This is a genomic window from Thioalkalivibrio thiocyanoxidans ARh2 (assembly GCF_000385215.1).
GTDB lineage: Bacteria > Pseudomonadota > Gammaproteobacteria > Ectothiorhodospirales > Ectothiorhodospiraceae > Thioalkalivibrio > Thioalkalivibrio thiocyanoxidans.
Genome location: NZ_ARQK01000057.1, coordinates 54,036 through 68,857, shown reverse-complemented (window position 1 = coordinate 68,857; position 14,822 = coordinate 54,036). Strand labels below are relative to the sequence as shown.

17 protein-coding genes are annotated in these 14,822 nt (G+C 65.3%); 14 read left to right on the top strand and 3 right to left on the bottom strand.

Annotated elements, in window-relative coordinates; all coding sequences use genetic code 11:
• Window positions 1–26: 26 nt before the first annotated feature.
• From recF to dnaA, 3 genes are all read right to left on the bottom strand, one after another.
• A complete protein-coding gene (gene recF, locus G372_RS0110350; protein WP_019623868.1) occupies window positions 27–1,100 on the bottom strand; it encodes a DNA replication/repair protein RecF in 1,074 nt (357 codons plus the stop codon).
• A 23-nt stretch (window positions 1,101–1,123) separates the two neighbouring features.
• Window positions 1,124–2,227, bottom strand: coding sequence for a DNA polymerase III subunit beta (dnaN, locus tag G372_RS0110345; protein WP_026340340.1), 1,104 nt, complete (start codon window positions 2,225–2,227; stop codon window positions 1,124–1,126).
• Between the two features lie 252 nt (window positions 2,228–2,479).
• Window positions 2,480–3,934, bottom strand: coding sequence for a chromosomal replication initiator protein DnaA (gene dnaA / locus G372_RS0110340; protein WP_425274046.1), 1,455 nt, complete (start codon window positions 3,932–3,934; stop codon window positions 2,480–2,482).
• Window positions 3,935–3,996: 62 nt separating this feature from the next.
• Between dnaA and rpmH the strand changes: the two genes are divergently transcribed.
• The 14 genes from rpmH to G372_RS0110270 all read left to right on the top strand — a co-directional run bounded on the left by rpmH (window position 3,997) and on the right by G372_RS0110270 (window position 14,819).
• A complete protein-coding gene (gene rpmH, locus G372_RS0110335; protein ID WP_012983964.1) occupies window positions 3,997–4,137 on the top strand; it encodes a 50S ribosomal protein L34 in 141 nt (46 codons plus the stop codon).
• A 22-nt stretch (window positions 4,138–4,159) separates the two neighbouring features.
• Complete coding sequence (gene rnpA, locus G372_RS0110330; RefSeq protein ID WP_018863318.1) at window positions 4,160–4,510, top strand: ribonuclease P protein component; 351 nt, start codon at window positions 4,160–4,162, stop codon at window positions 4,508–4,510.
• Window positions 4,507–4,764, top strand: a complete 258-nt coding sequence (gene yidD, locus G372_RS0110325; RefSeq protein WP_018863319.1) for a membrane protein insertion efficiency factor YidD — start codon at window positions 4,507–4,509, stop codon at window positions 4,762–4,764. The genes rnpA and yidD overlap by 4 nt, the downstream gene beginning before the upstream one ends.
• Window positions 4,765–4,772: 8 nt before the next feature.
• On the top strand, window positions 4,773–6,479 hold the full coding sequence (yidC, locus tag G372_RS0110320; RefSeq protein ID WP_038070480.1) for a membrane protein insertase YidC: 1,707 nt from the start codon (window positions 4,773–4,775) through the stop codon (window positions 6,477–6,479).
• Between the two features lie 7 nt (window positions 6,480–6,486).
• A complete protein-coding gene (mnmE, locus tag G372_RS0110315; RefSeq protein ID WP_018863321.1) occupies window positions 6,487–7,800 on the top strand; it encodes a tRNA uridine-5-carboxymethylaminomethyl(34) synthesis GTPase MnmE in 1,314 nt (437 codons plus the stop codon).
• A 151-nt stretch (window positions 7,801–7,951) separates the two neighbouring features.
• The gene (mnmG, locus tag G372_RS0110310) at window positions 7,952–9,826 is read left to right on the top strand and encodes a tRNA uridine-5-carboxymethylaminomethyl(34) synthesis enzyme MnmG (protein WP_019623870.1); all 1,875 of its coding nucleotides are present in this window, start codon (window positions 7,952–7,954) and stop codon (window positions 9,824–9,826) included.
• Complete coding sequence (rsmG, locus tag G372_RS0110305) at window positions 9,816–10,445, top strand: 16S rRNA (guanine(527)-N(7))-methyltransferase RsmG (protein ID WP_019623871.1); 630 nt, start codon at window positions 9,816–9,818, stop codon at window positions 10,443–10,445. The genes mnmG and rsmG overlap by 11 nt, the downstream gene beginning before the upstream one ends.
• The gene (locus G372_RS0110300; protein WP_018863324.1) at window positions 10,442–11,197 is read left to right on the top strand and encodes a ParA family protein; all 756 of its coding nucleotides are present in this window, start codon (window positions 10,442–10,444) and stop codon (window positions 11,195–11,197) included. The genes rsmG and G372_RS0110300 overlap by 4 nt, the downstream gene beginning before the upstream one ends.
• Before the next feature lie 28 nt (window positions 11,198–11,225).
• Entirely contained in the window at window positions 11,226–12,068 is an 843-nt protein-coding gene (locus tag G372_RS0110295; protein WP_018863325.1) for a ParB/RepB/Spo0J family partition protein, read from the top strand.
• A gap of 132 nt (window positions 12,069–12,200) precedes the next feature.
• Window positions 12,201–12,587 (top strand): ATP synthase subunit I, encoded by a 387-nt coding sequence (locus G372_RS0110290; RefSeq protein ID WP_018863326.1) that lies wholly within the window; start codon window positions 12,201–12,203, stop codon window positions 12,585–12,587.
• 31 nt (window positions 12,588–12,618) lie between these two features.
• Window positions 12,619–13,461, top strand: coding sequence for a F0F1 ATP synthase subunit A (gene atpB, locus G372_RS0110285; RefSeq protein ID WP_020008858.1), 843 nt, complete (start codon window positions 12,619–12,621; stop codon window positions 13,459–13,461).
• Between the two features lie 51 nt (window positions 13,462–13,512).
• The gene (gene atpE / locus G372_RS0110280) at window positions 13,513–13,749 is read left to right on the top strand and encodes a F0F1 ATP synthase subunit C (RefSeq protein ID WP_012983953.1); all 237 of its coding nucleotides are present in this window, start codon (window positions 13,513–13,515) and stop codon (window positions 13,747–13,749) included.
• 53 nt (window positions 13,750–13,802) lie between these two features.
• A complete protein-coding gene (locus G372_RS0110275) occupies window positions 13,803–14,273 on the top strand; it encodes a F0F1 ATP synthase subunit B (RefSeq protein ID WP_018863328.1) in 471 nt (156 codons plus the stop codon).
• A 9-nt stretch (window positions 14,274–14,282) separates the two neighbouring features.
• Window positions 14,283–14,819, top strand: a complete 537-nt coding sequence (locus G372_RS0110270) for a F0F1 ATP synthase subunit delta (RefSeq protein WP_018863329.1) — start codon at window positions 14,283–14,285, stop codon at window positions 14,817–14,819.
• Window positions 14,820–14,822 lie beyond the last annotated feature (3 nt).

The following is a 14,822-nucleotide window of genomic DNA, read 5'->3' as shown; positions in this document are numbered from 1 at the left end:
ACCCAAAGACAGGGGCCGGGCGGACCTCAGGCCGGAGACACGACACCATGTTCCACGTGAAACAATTGGGTCGAGTCGGCACGGTCCAGCCCCGGGATCACCGGGTCCACCGCGGTCACCAGCACCTGCCATCCATAACTCGACAGGCCAGTCATCAGACCTTCCACTGCGTCGACATCCAGTTCCGAGACAACATCATCCAGGAGCACGACTGGAGCCCGGCCCGTCTGCGCCTCGAGCATCCCCGCCTGCCCACCGGTCAGCGCCACAATCAGGCGCTTTTGCTCACCCCTCGACGCCTCGGCCGCCGGCCGACCCTCGAAACGCAGCTCGATGTCCGCACGCTGCGGACCGACCTGCCCGAACCCGCGCTCCATGTCCGACGCCCGACTCCGCTCAATCGCCTCCGCAAGCGATCGGTCCCGATCCCAGCCCACCCGAAGCCGCAGCCGAAAACCGTCCAGACGTTCGGAGAAGCCAAATGCAGCGGCCGCCCTCGCGGTACTCGCTTGCCAGCTTTCGATGTAGCCCTCACGAGCCGAGGTAATCTTTTCCCCGGCCTCGATCAGCGGTCGCTCGAACTCGCGCACCGCCCGATGATCGCCGGTGCGCAGCGCCGCATTCCGTTGCTCGTGTGCCCGACGCCATTGCTGCCACTGCCGCCGATACGACGCCTCGGAGTGAAAGCAGCCCCAGTCCAGAAGCCGACGCCGCTCTTCCGGCGAACCGGTCAGCAGCTCGAACGAGCCCGCATGCAGTACCCGTACAGGAAGCCATTCGGCCACACTGGCGTGCCCCTCCATCCAGCGACCATCCAGCCGCGAGCGGCGCGCACCCTCCCAGTTGACCCCCAGGCGATGCACCCCGCCCTGGCGGTCCCGCACCTGACCGCCAACCCACAGAGATTTCTTCCCAGATGTCACCACCCTGCGAAGCTGCGGCGTCCGAAACGATCGACCCGCCGCAAGCACATGGCAGGCCTCCAGCACCGAGGTCTTGCCCGCACCATTCGGGCCGACGAGACGGTTGATGCCGCTACCCGGCTCGAAGGCCTGCTCCACGAGATTGCGCACACCATGCCACCACAGGGCTTCCAGCACGACGGGCAATCACCCCACCGCGACTAAAGTCGCATCGGCATCACGACGTAGCGCGCGCCGCCTGGTGGCTCAGCCTGGACCAGAATCGAAGAATTTCCATCGCGCAGACCGATCCGAACCTGATCCGTCTCGATCGCATTGAGTACATCGACCAGGTAACCAAGATTGAACCCGATCTCCATCGCCGGCCCCTGGTATTCCGCCTCGACAGATTCCTGCGCCTCTTCACGATCCGCATTGTGCGTCATTACCTGACACCCTTGATCCCCGAGCGTCATCCGGACGCCGCGATACTTGTCCGACGCCACAATCGCCACTCGCCCGAGTGCCTGCTTGAGGCGTTCCCGCTCCACCGTCAGCGTCGCCGGCAAATCCGTCGGGATGACGCGCTCGTAATCCGGGAAACGGCCTTCTATGACCTTGCTGCGTAGCACCGCTTCTCCCAGATCGAACAGCACCTGGTCATCGCTGAATCCCACTCGCACCGGCACATCATCGTCGGAGAGATTGCGCCGGAGCTCTGCGATCGTCTTGCGCGGCACGATCTTCTCTACACGCCCGTCGACCGCCTGATCGAGTTCAGCCTCTGCCAGCGCCAGGCGATGCCCATCGGTGGCCACGGCCCGCAGACTTGGCCCACTGGCCACGAGCAACAATCCTTGCAAGTAGTAGCGCACATCCTGCTGCGCCATTGAGAACATCGTTGCCTCCAACAACCGCCGCAGCCGATTCTGCGGGATATCCAGGGTCCACTCTGCGCTCTTGCTCTCCCAGTCCGGGAAATCCGCACCCGGAAGAGTCGCGAGACTGAAGCGGGAACCGGCGAACCCGACCGACATCCGCTCGCCATCGATCGTCGCCCGAATTTCGCTTTCTTCCGGTGCCGCCTTTACCACATCCAGCAACTTGCGCACCGATACCGTCACATCGCATTCGCCCGGGATTGTTCCGGCAGCCCCGCCCTGCCAGGCCAGCTCCAGGTCCGTCGTATCCATCCGGATTCCGCCACGTTCGTCCGGGCGTAAGCGGACGTTACCAAGTATCGGCATCGTCAAGCGCTTCTCGGCCGCCCCAACAATCCGTTGCAGGGCATCAGTCATCGCTTCGCGCTGGAAAGAGAGTTCCATGGCGGTGTCCTGTAATTGGGTTTAAGTAATTTAAAACTGATAATAATAAGGCCCGCGGCTCCCTGTGAGGAAAACCGTTATCTATTTGACTTTAATGATTTTTTAAGGCTCTCAGCGGTCCTGAATCCTCTGCAAGGCCTGTGTCTATCCTGTGGATGAAATCGGGTCCGGACTTTTTCTGCTGGATACGCACGATTTACTCCCATCTTATCCACAGCTTGTTCCCGGGCCGGTATTCGCCTTTCCGAGGGTTCAGCTGCTCAGGGTACGCAGCAGATTGGCGTAATCCTCGTCCAGGCTGGCATCGGCTTCGCGCAACTCCGCGATCTTGCGGCAGGCATGGATCACCGTCGTATGATCGCGACCACCGAACGCTTGACCGATCTCCGGCAAGCTGTGCTGCGTAAGCTCCTTGGCAAGCGCCATGGCCATCTGGCGCGGCCTTGCGACCGAACGGCTGCGGCGGGTGGAGAGCAGATCGGCCACCTTGATGCGATAGTAGTCTGCGACTGTCTTCTGGATGTTCTCCAGCGTGATCAGCTTGCTTTGCACCGCCAGGAGATCGCGCAACGCTTCCTTCGCAAAGTCGAGGGTGATGGGTTTCCCGGTGAAGTGCGCATTGGCAATGACCCGCCGCAGCGACCCTTCCAGCTCGCGGATGTTCGACCGTATGCGTTTGCCCATGAAAAAGGCGACTTCCGTCGGCAGCTCGATACCGGCCTGCTCTGCCTTGCGCTGCAGGATGGCTACGCGTGTCTCCAGTTCCGGGGGCTCGATAGCGATGGTCAGTCCCCAGCCGAATCGCGACTTGAGGCGTTCCTCCAGCCCCTCGACCTCTTTCGGGTAGCGGTCCGAAGTCAGAATGATCTGCTGCTGACCTTCCAGTAATGCATTGAAGGTATGGAAGAATTCTTCTTGCGAGCGTTCCTTGTTGGCAAAGAACTGGATGTCGTCGATCAGCAAGGCATCCGCGCTTCGATAGTACTGCTTGAAATCGTCGATCGCGTTGTGCTGCAACGCCTTGATCATGTCAGCCACAAAGCGTTCGGAGTGCAGATAGATGATCCGCCCCTCCGGTTGACGGGCCAGGATGCGGTTTCCGATTGCATGCATCAGGTGGGTCTTCCCGAGGCCCACGCCGCCGTATATAAACAAAGGGTTATAGGCGACGCCGGGATTCTCGGCGACCTGCAGGCTTGCGGCCCGTGCCAGCTGGTTCGATTTGCCTTCCACAAAGGTTTCGAAAGTGAACGCGGGGTTGAGGTTGCTTACCGGACCCTTCGGGAGGGTTGCCCGCGGTTGTTTCGTCCCTGACGGAGCCCTGACGGGCTCGACGCCCTCCGGCTGCCCGGCTGGCCACTCGGCACCGCCGATACCCAGCCGCACGCGCTGCCCATCGACCTCGTCGGACCCGGGACGTACTTCGCTCACGGCCTCCTCGATGGACCGCAACAGGTGATCGCGTACATGCTCGAAGACGAACTGGTTCGGTGCCAGCAAGCGCAAGGCCCCTTCCTCCTCTTCGGCGTGCAGGGGCCGCAGCCAGGTGTTCAGCTGTTGCTCACTTACGCGACCCTGCAGGCGATCCAGACAGGCTGTCCACAGGGAATTGGCAGTCACACGCGGCTCTCCGGGATCACGAGGTTCGGGGGCCCCGAGTCTACGCCGATGGCGCCCCCCGGCGCTAGCCGATTCCTGCCCGCTCATTGACTTCACGCACCGTTGGAGGTAGTTTTCTCCGCCCTTTATCCCATAGTCCGAGATCCGTCATGAAGCGCACCTTCCAACCGAGTCGGCTTGTCCGTGCCCGTACCCATGGCTTTCGTGCCCGCATGGCCACCCGTGGCGGCCGCAAGGTCCTGAACGCCCGTCGCGCCAAGGGCCGCAAGCGTCTCTGCCCGACCAACTGAACGCGCTGACCCGCCGGCCATCATGACTGCCCGGGCGCAGGGCTTCCCGCGCCAGGCGCGCCTGCTGGTCGGTGCTGATTACCAGCACGTCTTTGCCGATGCGCGGCCCGTACGTGGTCGTTACTTGACGCTGCTGTATCGCGCGCGCGAGGTTGCCGACGGGCCCCGGCTGGGGTTGGCCATTGGCAAGCGCCATGTCCGGAAGGCGACGGACCGCAATCGGATCAAGCGCATTGCGCGCGAGGCCTTTCGCCAACGCCGCGCCGTGCTGCCGCCGGTGGACCTGATCATCCTGGCCCGGCCAGGGGCCGGCGCCTGTGACAGTCGGGCCCTGCGCTCGGAGATGGAAACGCTGCTGGATCGCCTGCAATGACGCTCGTACGCAAGATTGCCCTGCTGCCGGTGCGCGCCTATCAATACGGCATCTCACCGTTCATGGCGCCGCACTGCCGGCATTACCCGACGTGCTCGGCCTACACGGTCGAGGCGGTGGAGAAACACGGCGTCGCGCGCGGCTTCTGGCTTGGCCTGCGGCGGATTCTGCGCTGCCACCCGTGGTCGCCCGGCGGTTATGACCCCGTCCCGGAACCTCGCCTGTCCGCCCATTCGCATCGCTCCCGGAAATAGTCGCGCTCATGGATAACTTGCGTCCCCTCTTGTGGCTCAGCCTGGCCTTTGTCCTGTTCCTGATGTGGCAGGCCTGGAACCAGGATTACGGCACCCCCGCGGAGCCCGAGACCGCCGAGCAGGAAGTCGAGGATCCCGAGGCGCGCCCCGAGGACGTGCCCGATGCGCCGCAGTTCGAGGACGAGGATGATCCCCGCGCCGCGGCCGAGGACGAGCCCGAGATCAGCCCGATCCAGGAACCGGATCGCCGCCAGTTCACGGTCCGTACCGACAAGCACGAACTACTGATTGACACCCGTGGCGGTACTATCCTGCGCGCCGATCTCCTCCAGTACCCACGGGACCTGCAGGACGACCCGCTGGTGCCCGTGCGCCTGTTCGACCATCGCGTGCGTGGTTACGTCGCCCAGAGTGGCCTGACCCACGACCGCGTCAACGACCGGGCGTTGGAGGGCCGAGCGCCCTCGCACCACGCCAATTTCGAAGTCGACGGCGATCACTTCGAGATGGCGGAGGACGATGACACGCTCCAGGTCCCGATGCGCTGGACTTCGGACGATGGCGAGATCGAGGTCATCAAGACCTACACCTTTACCCGAGGAACCCACCTGATCGAGGTGGACTACGAAATTCGCAACCAGGGCGATTCCTCCTGGACCGGTCGCCAGTATCGACAGCTGCGCCACGGCCCGACACCCGACCGGGAGGCCTGGTGGCTGTATACCTTTACCGGGGCCGCCTACTACGACGGCAGCTACCAGCGCGAACGTTTCGAGTCGCTCGCCGATGACCCGATCCAGCAGCGTCTGCATGGCGGCTGGGTCGCGATGATCCAGCACTATTTCGTCTCGGCCTGGGTCCCGGGCGGTGACGAGGTGAACGCCCTGTACGCGCGCGCCGTGCCCGGCGAGGTCGGCGAGGAATACCTGATCGGCCTGCACTCGGCCGAGCCCCTGACGGTGCGCCCGGGCGAAAGCGGGCAGCTGCAGACGCGCCTGTGGGTCGGGCCGAAGCTGCAGGACGAACTCTCCGAGATTGCCCAGGGGCTGGAACTGACCGTCGACTACGGGATGTTCACCTTCCTGGCCAAGCCGCTGTTCTGGCTGCTGGACCTGATCCACAGCGTGGTCGGCAACTGGGGCTGGTCGATCGTGCTGCTGACCATCCTGATCAAGATCGCGTTCTTCAAGCTGTCCGCGACCAGCTACCGCTCGATGGCGCGCATGCGCAAGGTCGCGCCCAAGCTGCAGGCACTGAAGGAGCGTTACAAGGACGACAAGCAGCGCATGAACCAGGCGCTGATGGACCTGTACAAGAAGGAGAAGATCAACCCGCTGGGTGGCTGTCTTCCGATCCTGGTCCAGATCCCGGTGTTCATTGCCCTGTACTGGGTGCTGCTGGAGAGTGTGGAACTGCGCCAGGCGCCGTGGTGGCTGTGGATTCAGGATCTGTCCTCGCGTGATCCGTACTTCATCCTGCCGATCCTGATGGGCGTGTCCATGTTCGTGCAGTACAAGCTGAACCCGCCGCCGATGGACCCGGTGCAGCAGAAGATCTTCATGGCACTGCCATTCGTGTTCACGATCTTCTTCGCCTTCTTCCCGGCGGGCCTGGTGCTGTACTGGTTCACCAACAACCTGTTCTCCATCGCCCAGCAGTGGTACATCACGCGCAAGATCGAGGGCGGCGAGGACCCGGACAAGCAGAAGAGCTGACCGGGCCGTGACCGTGGCGGATACCATCGTCGCGGTCGCCACCCCGCCGGGGGTCGGCGGCATCGGCGTGGTCCGCCTGTCGGGCCCCGAGGCACTGGCGATCGCGCGGCGCCTGACCGGGCGCGACCGCCTGCGACCGCGCCATGCCCACTACGGCCGCCTCCTCGATCCGGCCAGCGGCGAGGCGATCGACGATGGCCTGATCCTCTATTTCCCCGCCCCCCATTCCTACACCGGCGAGGACGTGATCGAGCTGCAGGGCCACGGCAGCCCGGTGCTGCTGGAGGGGATGGTCGCGGCAGCGGTCGGCCTTGGTGCGCGCCGCGCACGGCCGGGCGAATTCACCGAACAGGCCTTTCTCAATGGCCGCCTCGACCTCGCGCAGGCGGAGGCCGTCGCGGACCTGATCCATGCCCAGACGGCCCAGGCCGCGCGCCTGGCCCGCTCCAGCCTCGATGGCGCGCTGGCCGCGGAGCTGGAGCCGGTCTCCCGGGCCATCCGCGACATGCGCGTGATCATCGAGGCCGAGATCGACTTCGGCGAGACCGACCTCGAATCCGAGGCCGCCCCGGATATCGCCCGGCGGGCGGAGAACCTGCACACGACTATCCTTGCGCTCCTCGAGCGTTTGCGCCCGGCCCGCTACTTCGCCCAGGGCCTGCGTCTGGCCCTGGTGGGTGCCCCGAATGTCGGCAAGTCCAGCCTGATGAATCGCCTGGCCGAGAGCGAGGTGGCGATCGTCACCGATCGCCCCGGGACCACCCGCGACGTCCTGCGCTCACCCATCGCCATTCACGGCATCCCGGTCGAGCTGATCGATACCGCCGGCTTGCATGCCAGCGACGATCCGGTAGAGCGGATCGGCATGCAGCGCGCCCGCGAGGCGGCGACCGGGGCCGACCTGATCCTGGAGCTGCGGGATCTGACCCGGCCGGAGGCCGTCCCCGATCTGGAGGCCCCACCCGAGATCCCGCGGCTCACGGTCTGGAACAAGCAGGACTGCGTTGGGGATTCCCGACCTGCAGAGGGGATCGTCATCTCGGCGCGCACGGGCGCGGGCATTGATGAACTGAAGCAGGCGATCGTCGAGCGGCTGGGTGCCGGCGAGGGCGGACAGCAGCGCTTCAGTGTGCGGGCACGCCATCTAGATGGCCTGCGCCTGGCGGCGCTGCATCTGGGACGTATCGAGGCCAGTGCTGCGCCCGACCTGATCGCCGAGGAGCTGCGCCTGGCCGAGGCCGCGCTGGATGCCCTGCTGGGTCGCCAGGACCACGAGGCCCTGCTCGGCGAGATCTTCGCCGGCTTCTGCATCGGCAAGTGATGGCGTAGGGAAACCCTGATCCATGTATACGCTCGCCTTGTTACCCCAGGATTCCGCGATCCCGTTGCGGCCGCTTCGATGCCGCCGCCACTCCTGCTAAACTGCTGATTTTACGTTTTCGGGCCGACCATGGGTCGGGCTTATAGAGGTCATGGCAGAAGAATTCGATGTCATCGTGATTGGCGGCGGACACGCCGGCACCGAGGCCGCACTGGCCGCGGCGCGCGCGGGTGCGCGCACGCTGCTGCTGACCCACAACATCGAGACCATTGGCCAGATGAGCTGCAATCCGGCGATCGGCGGCATCGGCAAGGGCCACCTTGTGAAGGAGATCGATGCCCTGGGGGGCGTGATGGCGCGGGCGGCGGATGCCGCCGGCATCCACTTCCGCATCCTCAATCGGCGCAAGGGCCCGGCAGTGCGTGCGACCCGCGCCCAGTCCGACCGGCAGCTCTATCGCCAGGCCATTCGCCAGCTCGTGGAGGCCGAGCCGAATCTCGAGATCTTTCAGCAGCCGGTGGCCGACATCACCATGGAGGGTGACCGCGTGACCGGTGTAGTCACCGAGGCGGGGATTGCGTTCCAGGCCCGTGCCGTCGTGCTGACGGTGGGGACCTTCCTGAATGGTCAGATGCATACCGGGCTGACCCAGCAGCCGGGCGGCCGCGCGGGCGATCCGCCGAGCGTGCGCCTGGCCGCGCGCCTGCGCGAGATGGCCTTTGCGGTCGGGCGTCTGAAGACCGGCACCCCGCCGCGCATCGACGGGCGCAGCGTCGACTTCGCGCGCCTCGAGGTGCAGCCCGGCGACGACCCGCGCCCGGTCTTCTCGTTCACCGGCTCGATGGACGATCACCCGGCCCAACGCCCCTGTCATATCGCGCGCACCAGCGAAAAGACGCATGAACTGATCCGGGCGAACCTCGATCAGGCGCCGATGTATTCCGGCCAGATCGACAGCACCGGACCGCGTTACTGCCCCTCGATCGAGGACAAGGTCGTGCGCTTTGCCGACAAGGCCAGCCACCAGGTCTTCGTCGAGCCGGAAGGGCTGACCACCCACGAGCTCTACCCGAACGGGATCTCCACCTCCCTGCCCTATGCGATCCAGGTGCCGCTGGTGCAGAGCATCGAGGGCTTCGAGCACGCCCGCATAACCCGTCCGGGCTACGCGATCGAGTACGACTACTTCGACCCGCGCGGCCTGCGCCCGTCGCTGGCCACGCGCGAGGTGGCCAATCTGTTCTTCGCCGGGCAGATCAACGGCACCACCGGATACGAAGAGGCCGCCGCCCAGGGCCTGGTCGCAGGACTCAATGCCGCCCGCCTTGTGGAGGACGCCGAGCCCTGGATCCCGCAGCGTTCCGAGGCCTACATCGGCGTGCTGATCGACGACCTGGTCACCCGCGGCACGCAGGAGCCCTATCGGATGTTCACCTCGCGCGCGGAATACCGGCTGCTGCTGCGCGAGGACAACGCGGATCTGCGCCTGACCCCGATCGGCCGCGAGTACGGCCTGGTCGACGATGCCCGCTGGGCACAGTTCGAGTGCCGCGCCGCCGCGATCGAGTCGGAAATGAGCCGGCTTGCACAGACGCGACCAGATCGGGATCAGCGCCTCCGCCCGGCCCTGGTCGAGCTCCTCGGCAAGGCCCCGGAGCCGGATGCCACGCTGCTCGACCTGCTGCGCCGGCCGGAGGCCGACTATGACGGGCTGATGGGTGCGCTCCCCGAACTGGATGCGGCCTGCACGCCGGACGTGCGCGAGCAGGTCGAGATCCAGGCCAAATACGCCGGGTACATCGAGCGCCAGCAGGCCGAGGTCGCACGCCAGGCGAAGGCCGACCAGACGGCACTGCCGGACAACCTCGACTACGCACGCGTGCACGGCCTGTCCAACGAGATCCGCCAGAAGCTCGCCGAATTCCGTCCGCATACGCTGGGTCAGGCCCAGCGCATCCCGGGCGTGACCCCGGCTGCGCTGTCCGCCCTGGCCGTACACCTGAAACAGCGCGCCAGTGGCGAGTAACGACTGGCGCGCGGCGCTTTCCGCCGTGGCCGACGAGTGGGCGCTGGACGCAACCGCTATCGAGGCCCTGGCGGTCTATCTGGAGCACCTCGGGCGCTGGAACCGGGTGCACAACCTGACCGCGGTGCGCGACCCGGCACAGTGGATCCCCCGCCACATCCTCGACAGCCTGACCCTGCGCCCGTATCTTCACGGGGACCGCATCCTGGATGTCGGGACGGGCGCCGGCCTGCCGGGCTTCGTGCTGGCCGCCTGCGAGCGCGAGCGCGATTTCTGCCTGCTGGACAGCGCGGCCAAGCGCATCCGCTTCTTGCGCAACGTGGTCGGGCTCGCCGGGCTGACCCGGGTCGAGGCCGTGCACACGCGGATCGAGGACTTCCGGCCCTCCGCGCCCTACACCACGGTGCTGGCGCGGGCGTTCAAGGCCCCGGCGGACATGGTCGCGCGCGTCGCACCGCAGGTGGCCCCGGGCGGTCGCGTGCTGGCCATGCTCGGACAGCGCTCGGTGGCGGACGCGCCGCTGCCCGCCCCGTGGTCGTACCGGAGTGTGGACCCGGTTACCATTCCCGGCGAGACCGCCGAGCGGCACATCGCCATTATCGAGAGAGCCGAGACGTGACCGATACGCTGGCCATCACCAATCAGAAGGGCGGGGTGGGCAAGACCACCACCTGCGTGAACCTCGCCGCCTCGCTTGCGCGGCTGGGCAAGCGCGTGCTGGTCGTGGACCTCGACCCGCAGGGCAATGCCACCACCGGTTCCGGTGTGGACAAGCATGCCGACGACCCGACCTCCTGCGAGGTGCTGCTGGGCCAGGCGACGGTTCCCGAGGCCGCCCATCGCGTCGAGGGAGGCTTCGATCTGGTGCCGGCCAACGGGGACCTGACCGTGGCCGAGGTTCGCCTGATGGACCAGGAGCGGCGCGAGTACCGCATGCGCGAGGCACTGGCCCCGGTGGCCGCCGACTACGACCATATCCTGATCGACTGTCCGCCCTCGCTGAACCTGTTGACGGTCAACGGCCTGGTGGCCGCCGACGGGGTGGTGATCCCGATGCAGTGCGAGTACTACGCGCTCGAAGGCCTGACCGCGCTGATGCGCACGATCGAGAGTATCCAGAAGGGCCCGAACCCGCAGCTGCGCATCGCCGGGTTGTTGCGCACCATGTTCGACCCGCGCAACCGCCTGTCCGGTGACGTCTCCGACCAGCTCACCGGCCACTTCGGCGAACGCGTGTTCCGGACTGTGATCCCGCGCAACATCCGTCTGGCCGAGGCCCCCAGCTTTGGTCAGCCGGCCTTGTTGTATGATGCCTCCTCGCGCGGGGCGGTGGCCTACCTCGCGCTGGCTGGCGAGATGCTGCGCCGCTGATCCCGCATACACGAGCAGGACTGAAACGATGGCAAAACGTGGACTGGGCCGCGGGCTCGATGCCCTCCTGTCGGGGGCACAGAGCGGCGGCGACGAGAGCGACTCCCTGGCGCAACTGCCGATCGAACAGATCCGCCGCGGTCAGTATCAGCCGCGCGTGCACATGTCCGAGCCCGCGCTCGCCGAACTGGCGGAGTCCATCCGCGCCCAGGGCATTGTCCAGCCGGTCGTCGTGCGGCGGGTCGAGGGCGGCTTCGAGCTGATCGCCGGCGAGCGCCGCTGGCGTGCCGCCCAGATCGCCGGGCTGGAGAGCGTCCCGGCGGTCGTGCGTGATATCCCGGATCAGGCGGCGGCCGCGATGTCGCTGATCGAGAACATCCAGCGCGAGGACCTCAATCCGCTGGAAGAGGCGCAGGCCATCCGGCGTCTGATCGACGAATTCGAGATGACCCACCAGGCCGCGGCCGATGCGGTCGGCCGTTCGCGTACGTCCGTGACCAACCTGCTGCGTCTGCTGGAGCTGCACGATGCGGTCAAGGAACACGTGAACGAGGGCCGCCTCGAGATGGGCCATGCCCGCTGCCTGCTCGCGCTGCCGCTGGACGACCAGCCCGGTGTGGCCGCGACGGTCGTCAAGCGCGACATGACCGTCCGCGCCACCGAACAACTGGTCAAGAAGGTGCTGTCCGCCCAGCCCGAGCCGCGCAAGGACAGCGGTCCCTCGCCCGAGGTCCGGCAACTCGAGAGCCGCCTGTCCGACCGCCTCGGCGCCCCCGTTCAGGTCCGCTACAACCGGCAAGGGAAGGGCCGCCTGGTCATCGAGTACAACAGCCTCGACGAACTCGACGGTATCCTCGAACACATCCAGTAAAGCGCCCGCCGGGGCTTCCCGAAACCCCTTGCAACAGGCCCTCCCGCACCCCATAACGGTTTGACCTAATAGAAGGGTGCTCTTATAATGCGCGCACTTTTTGGGAGAGGGGTGGGTGTGCCCATCCGCTGAATGACACCGCGACGCTACAGACACGCCCTGCAATCGATCGGTCTGCAGCTCGCCCTGACGCTGATACTGTCGGGCCTTTTTCTGGCCCTGTTCCCCCCGATCGTGGCGATCTCGGCCATGGTCGGCGGCATGACCGCGACACTCGGCAACGCCGTGGCCGCGGTCGTTGTCTTTCGAGCCTACCGTTCCGATCAGGTGGGCTCGCTCACGGCGCGCATGATGGGCGCCGAACTGGGACGACTCGTAATCATCGCGGTGGCATTCGGGGTGGCGTTCGCTTACCTGGACGAGCCGAACCTGCTGGCTTTGTTCGGCATCTTCCTCCTGGTGCATCTGGCCCCGCTCTGGTGGCTGCACCGGGTTTCTGATCAAGCAATGACGAGATAACTGCATGGCTTCAGAAAGCGAACTGCCCACGATGGAAGAGCACATTGCTCACCATCTCACAAACCTCACCTTCGGGCTCCATCCCGAGAACGGGTTGAGCTTCGCCACGACCAGCACCGAAGCCGCGGAAATGGGCTTCTGGGCGATTCATGTTGACTCCATGCTCTGGTCGATCGGTCTTGGCCTGCTGTTCATTCTGACGTTCCGCGCCGCCGCGAAGAAGGTCACTGCCGGCGTCCCGGCCGGATGGCAGAACTTCGTCGAAATGACGATGGACTTTGTCAACGACAACGTCCGTGGCTCGTTCAAGCACAAGAACGACATGGTCGCACCACTGGCGCTGACCATCTTTGTCTGGATCTTCCTGCTCAACCTGATGGATCTGGTGCCGGTGGACCTGCTGCCGCACATCGCCTATCTGCTGGGCATCCCCTACTTCAAGATCGTGCCGACCACGGACATCAACGTGACCGCGGGCCTGGCGCTGGGCGTCTTTGTCCTGATCATCTACTACTCGCTGAAGATCAAGGGCCCGGTCGGCTTCATCAAGGAACTGACGGGCATCCCGTTCCAGACCAACATCGTGTTCCTGAAGCCGATCTTCTGGGTGATCAACTTCGTCCTCGAGTTCATCAACCTGCTGGCCAAGCCCGCCTCGCTCGCCCTGCGACTGTTCGGCAACCTGTACGCGGCCGAGATGATCTTCATCCTGATCGGCGTGATGTACTCCGCGGGCCTGATCCTGGGTCTGGCCGGGGGCGTGCTGCATGTCGGCTGGGCGATCTTCCACATCCTCGTGGTGCCGCTGCAGGCCTTCATCTTCATGGTGCTGACCGTCGTCTATCTCGACATGGCGTACAGCGAAGACCACTGATCCGCTTCACCTTCAAACTGACCGTTTCAACACTCGACTGGAGATACAAAAATGGAAATGGCTAACGCTCTGATCGTCCTGGCTGGCTCGCTGCTTCTGGGTCTGGCCGCTGTCGGCGCCGCCATCGGCGTGGGTACCCTCGGTGGTCGCTTCCTGGAAGGCGCCGCGCGTCAGCCCGAACTGATCCCGATGCTGCGCACCCAGTTCTTCATCGTGATGGGTCTGACCGACGCCGTGCCGATGATCGGCGTGGGTATCGGCCTGTACGTTCTGTTCGCCCTGGGTTAACAAGGCTGAGCGAGTCCCGAGGTCCCCTCCACTCGTCAACCTGAGGTAGCAGGATGAATATCAATCTGACCATCATCGGCCAGCTCCTCGCGTTTAGCGTGTTCGTGTGGTTCACGATGCGCTACGTTTGGCCGCCCATGTCCGCCGCCCTGGAAGAACGCCGCAAGAAGATTGCGGACGGTCTGGCTGCCGCCGAGCGCGGCGCCAAAGAACAGGAGCTTGCCCAGGAGCGCGCGACCGAGGTGATCAAGGAGGCCAAACAGCAGGCCAACGAGATCATGGCCTCCGCGCAGAAGCGCGCCACGGAGCTGGTCGAAGAAAGCAAGACCACCGCGCGCGAGGAAGGCGAGCGCATCAAGGAACAGGCGCACTCCGAGATTGAGCAGGAGATCAACCGTGCCAAGGAAGACCTGCGCAAGCAGGTCTCCCAGCTGGCGGTTGCCGGTGCCGAGCAGATCCTGGCCAAGGAGATCGATGCCAAGGCCCACGGCGATCTGCTCAAGAAGCTCGCGGCCAAGCTCTAAGGAGACGTTATGTCAGACCTGATTTCGGTCGCCCGACCCTACGCCCGCGCCGCGTTCGAGCGGGCCCAGGAGAAGAACGATCTCGCTGGCTGGGCCGAGCAGCTGGAGTTGCTGGCGGCGATCGCCCGTGACTCGCAGATGCACAGTCTCCTCTCCAACCCGCGGCTCCCGCGTGCCGATCGCGCACAGCTGGTGCTCGATGTTGCCGGCGACAAGGTCGGCGCCGAAGCGGCCAACCTGGTTCGGCTGTTGGCCGAAAACGGTCGCCTGCCGGTGCTGCCTGCCGTGTTCGATGCGTTCTCCGCCATGAAGGCCGAGGCCGAAAAGCGTGTGCACGCCGATGTCGTCGCCTTCCGCAAGTTGACGCAGGCGCAGGAGAAAGAGATCCACGACGCCTTGGTCAAGGGCCTGGGCTGCGAAGTCGATCTCGAGTGTTCGGTCGACAGCTCCCTGCTCGGGGGGGCCATCATCCGCGCCGGCGACCTGGTAATCGACGGCTCCGTGCGAGGCCAGCTGAACCGCCTGGCTGCCAATTTGAGTCGCTAAGAG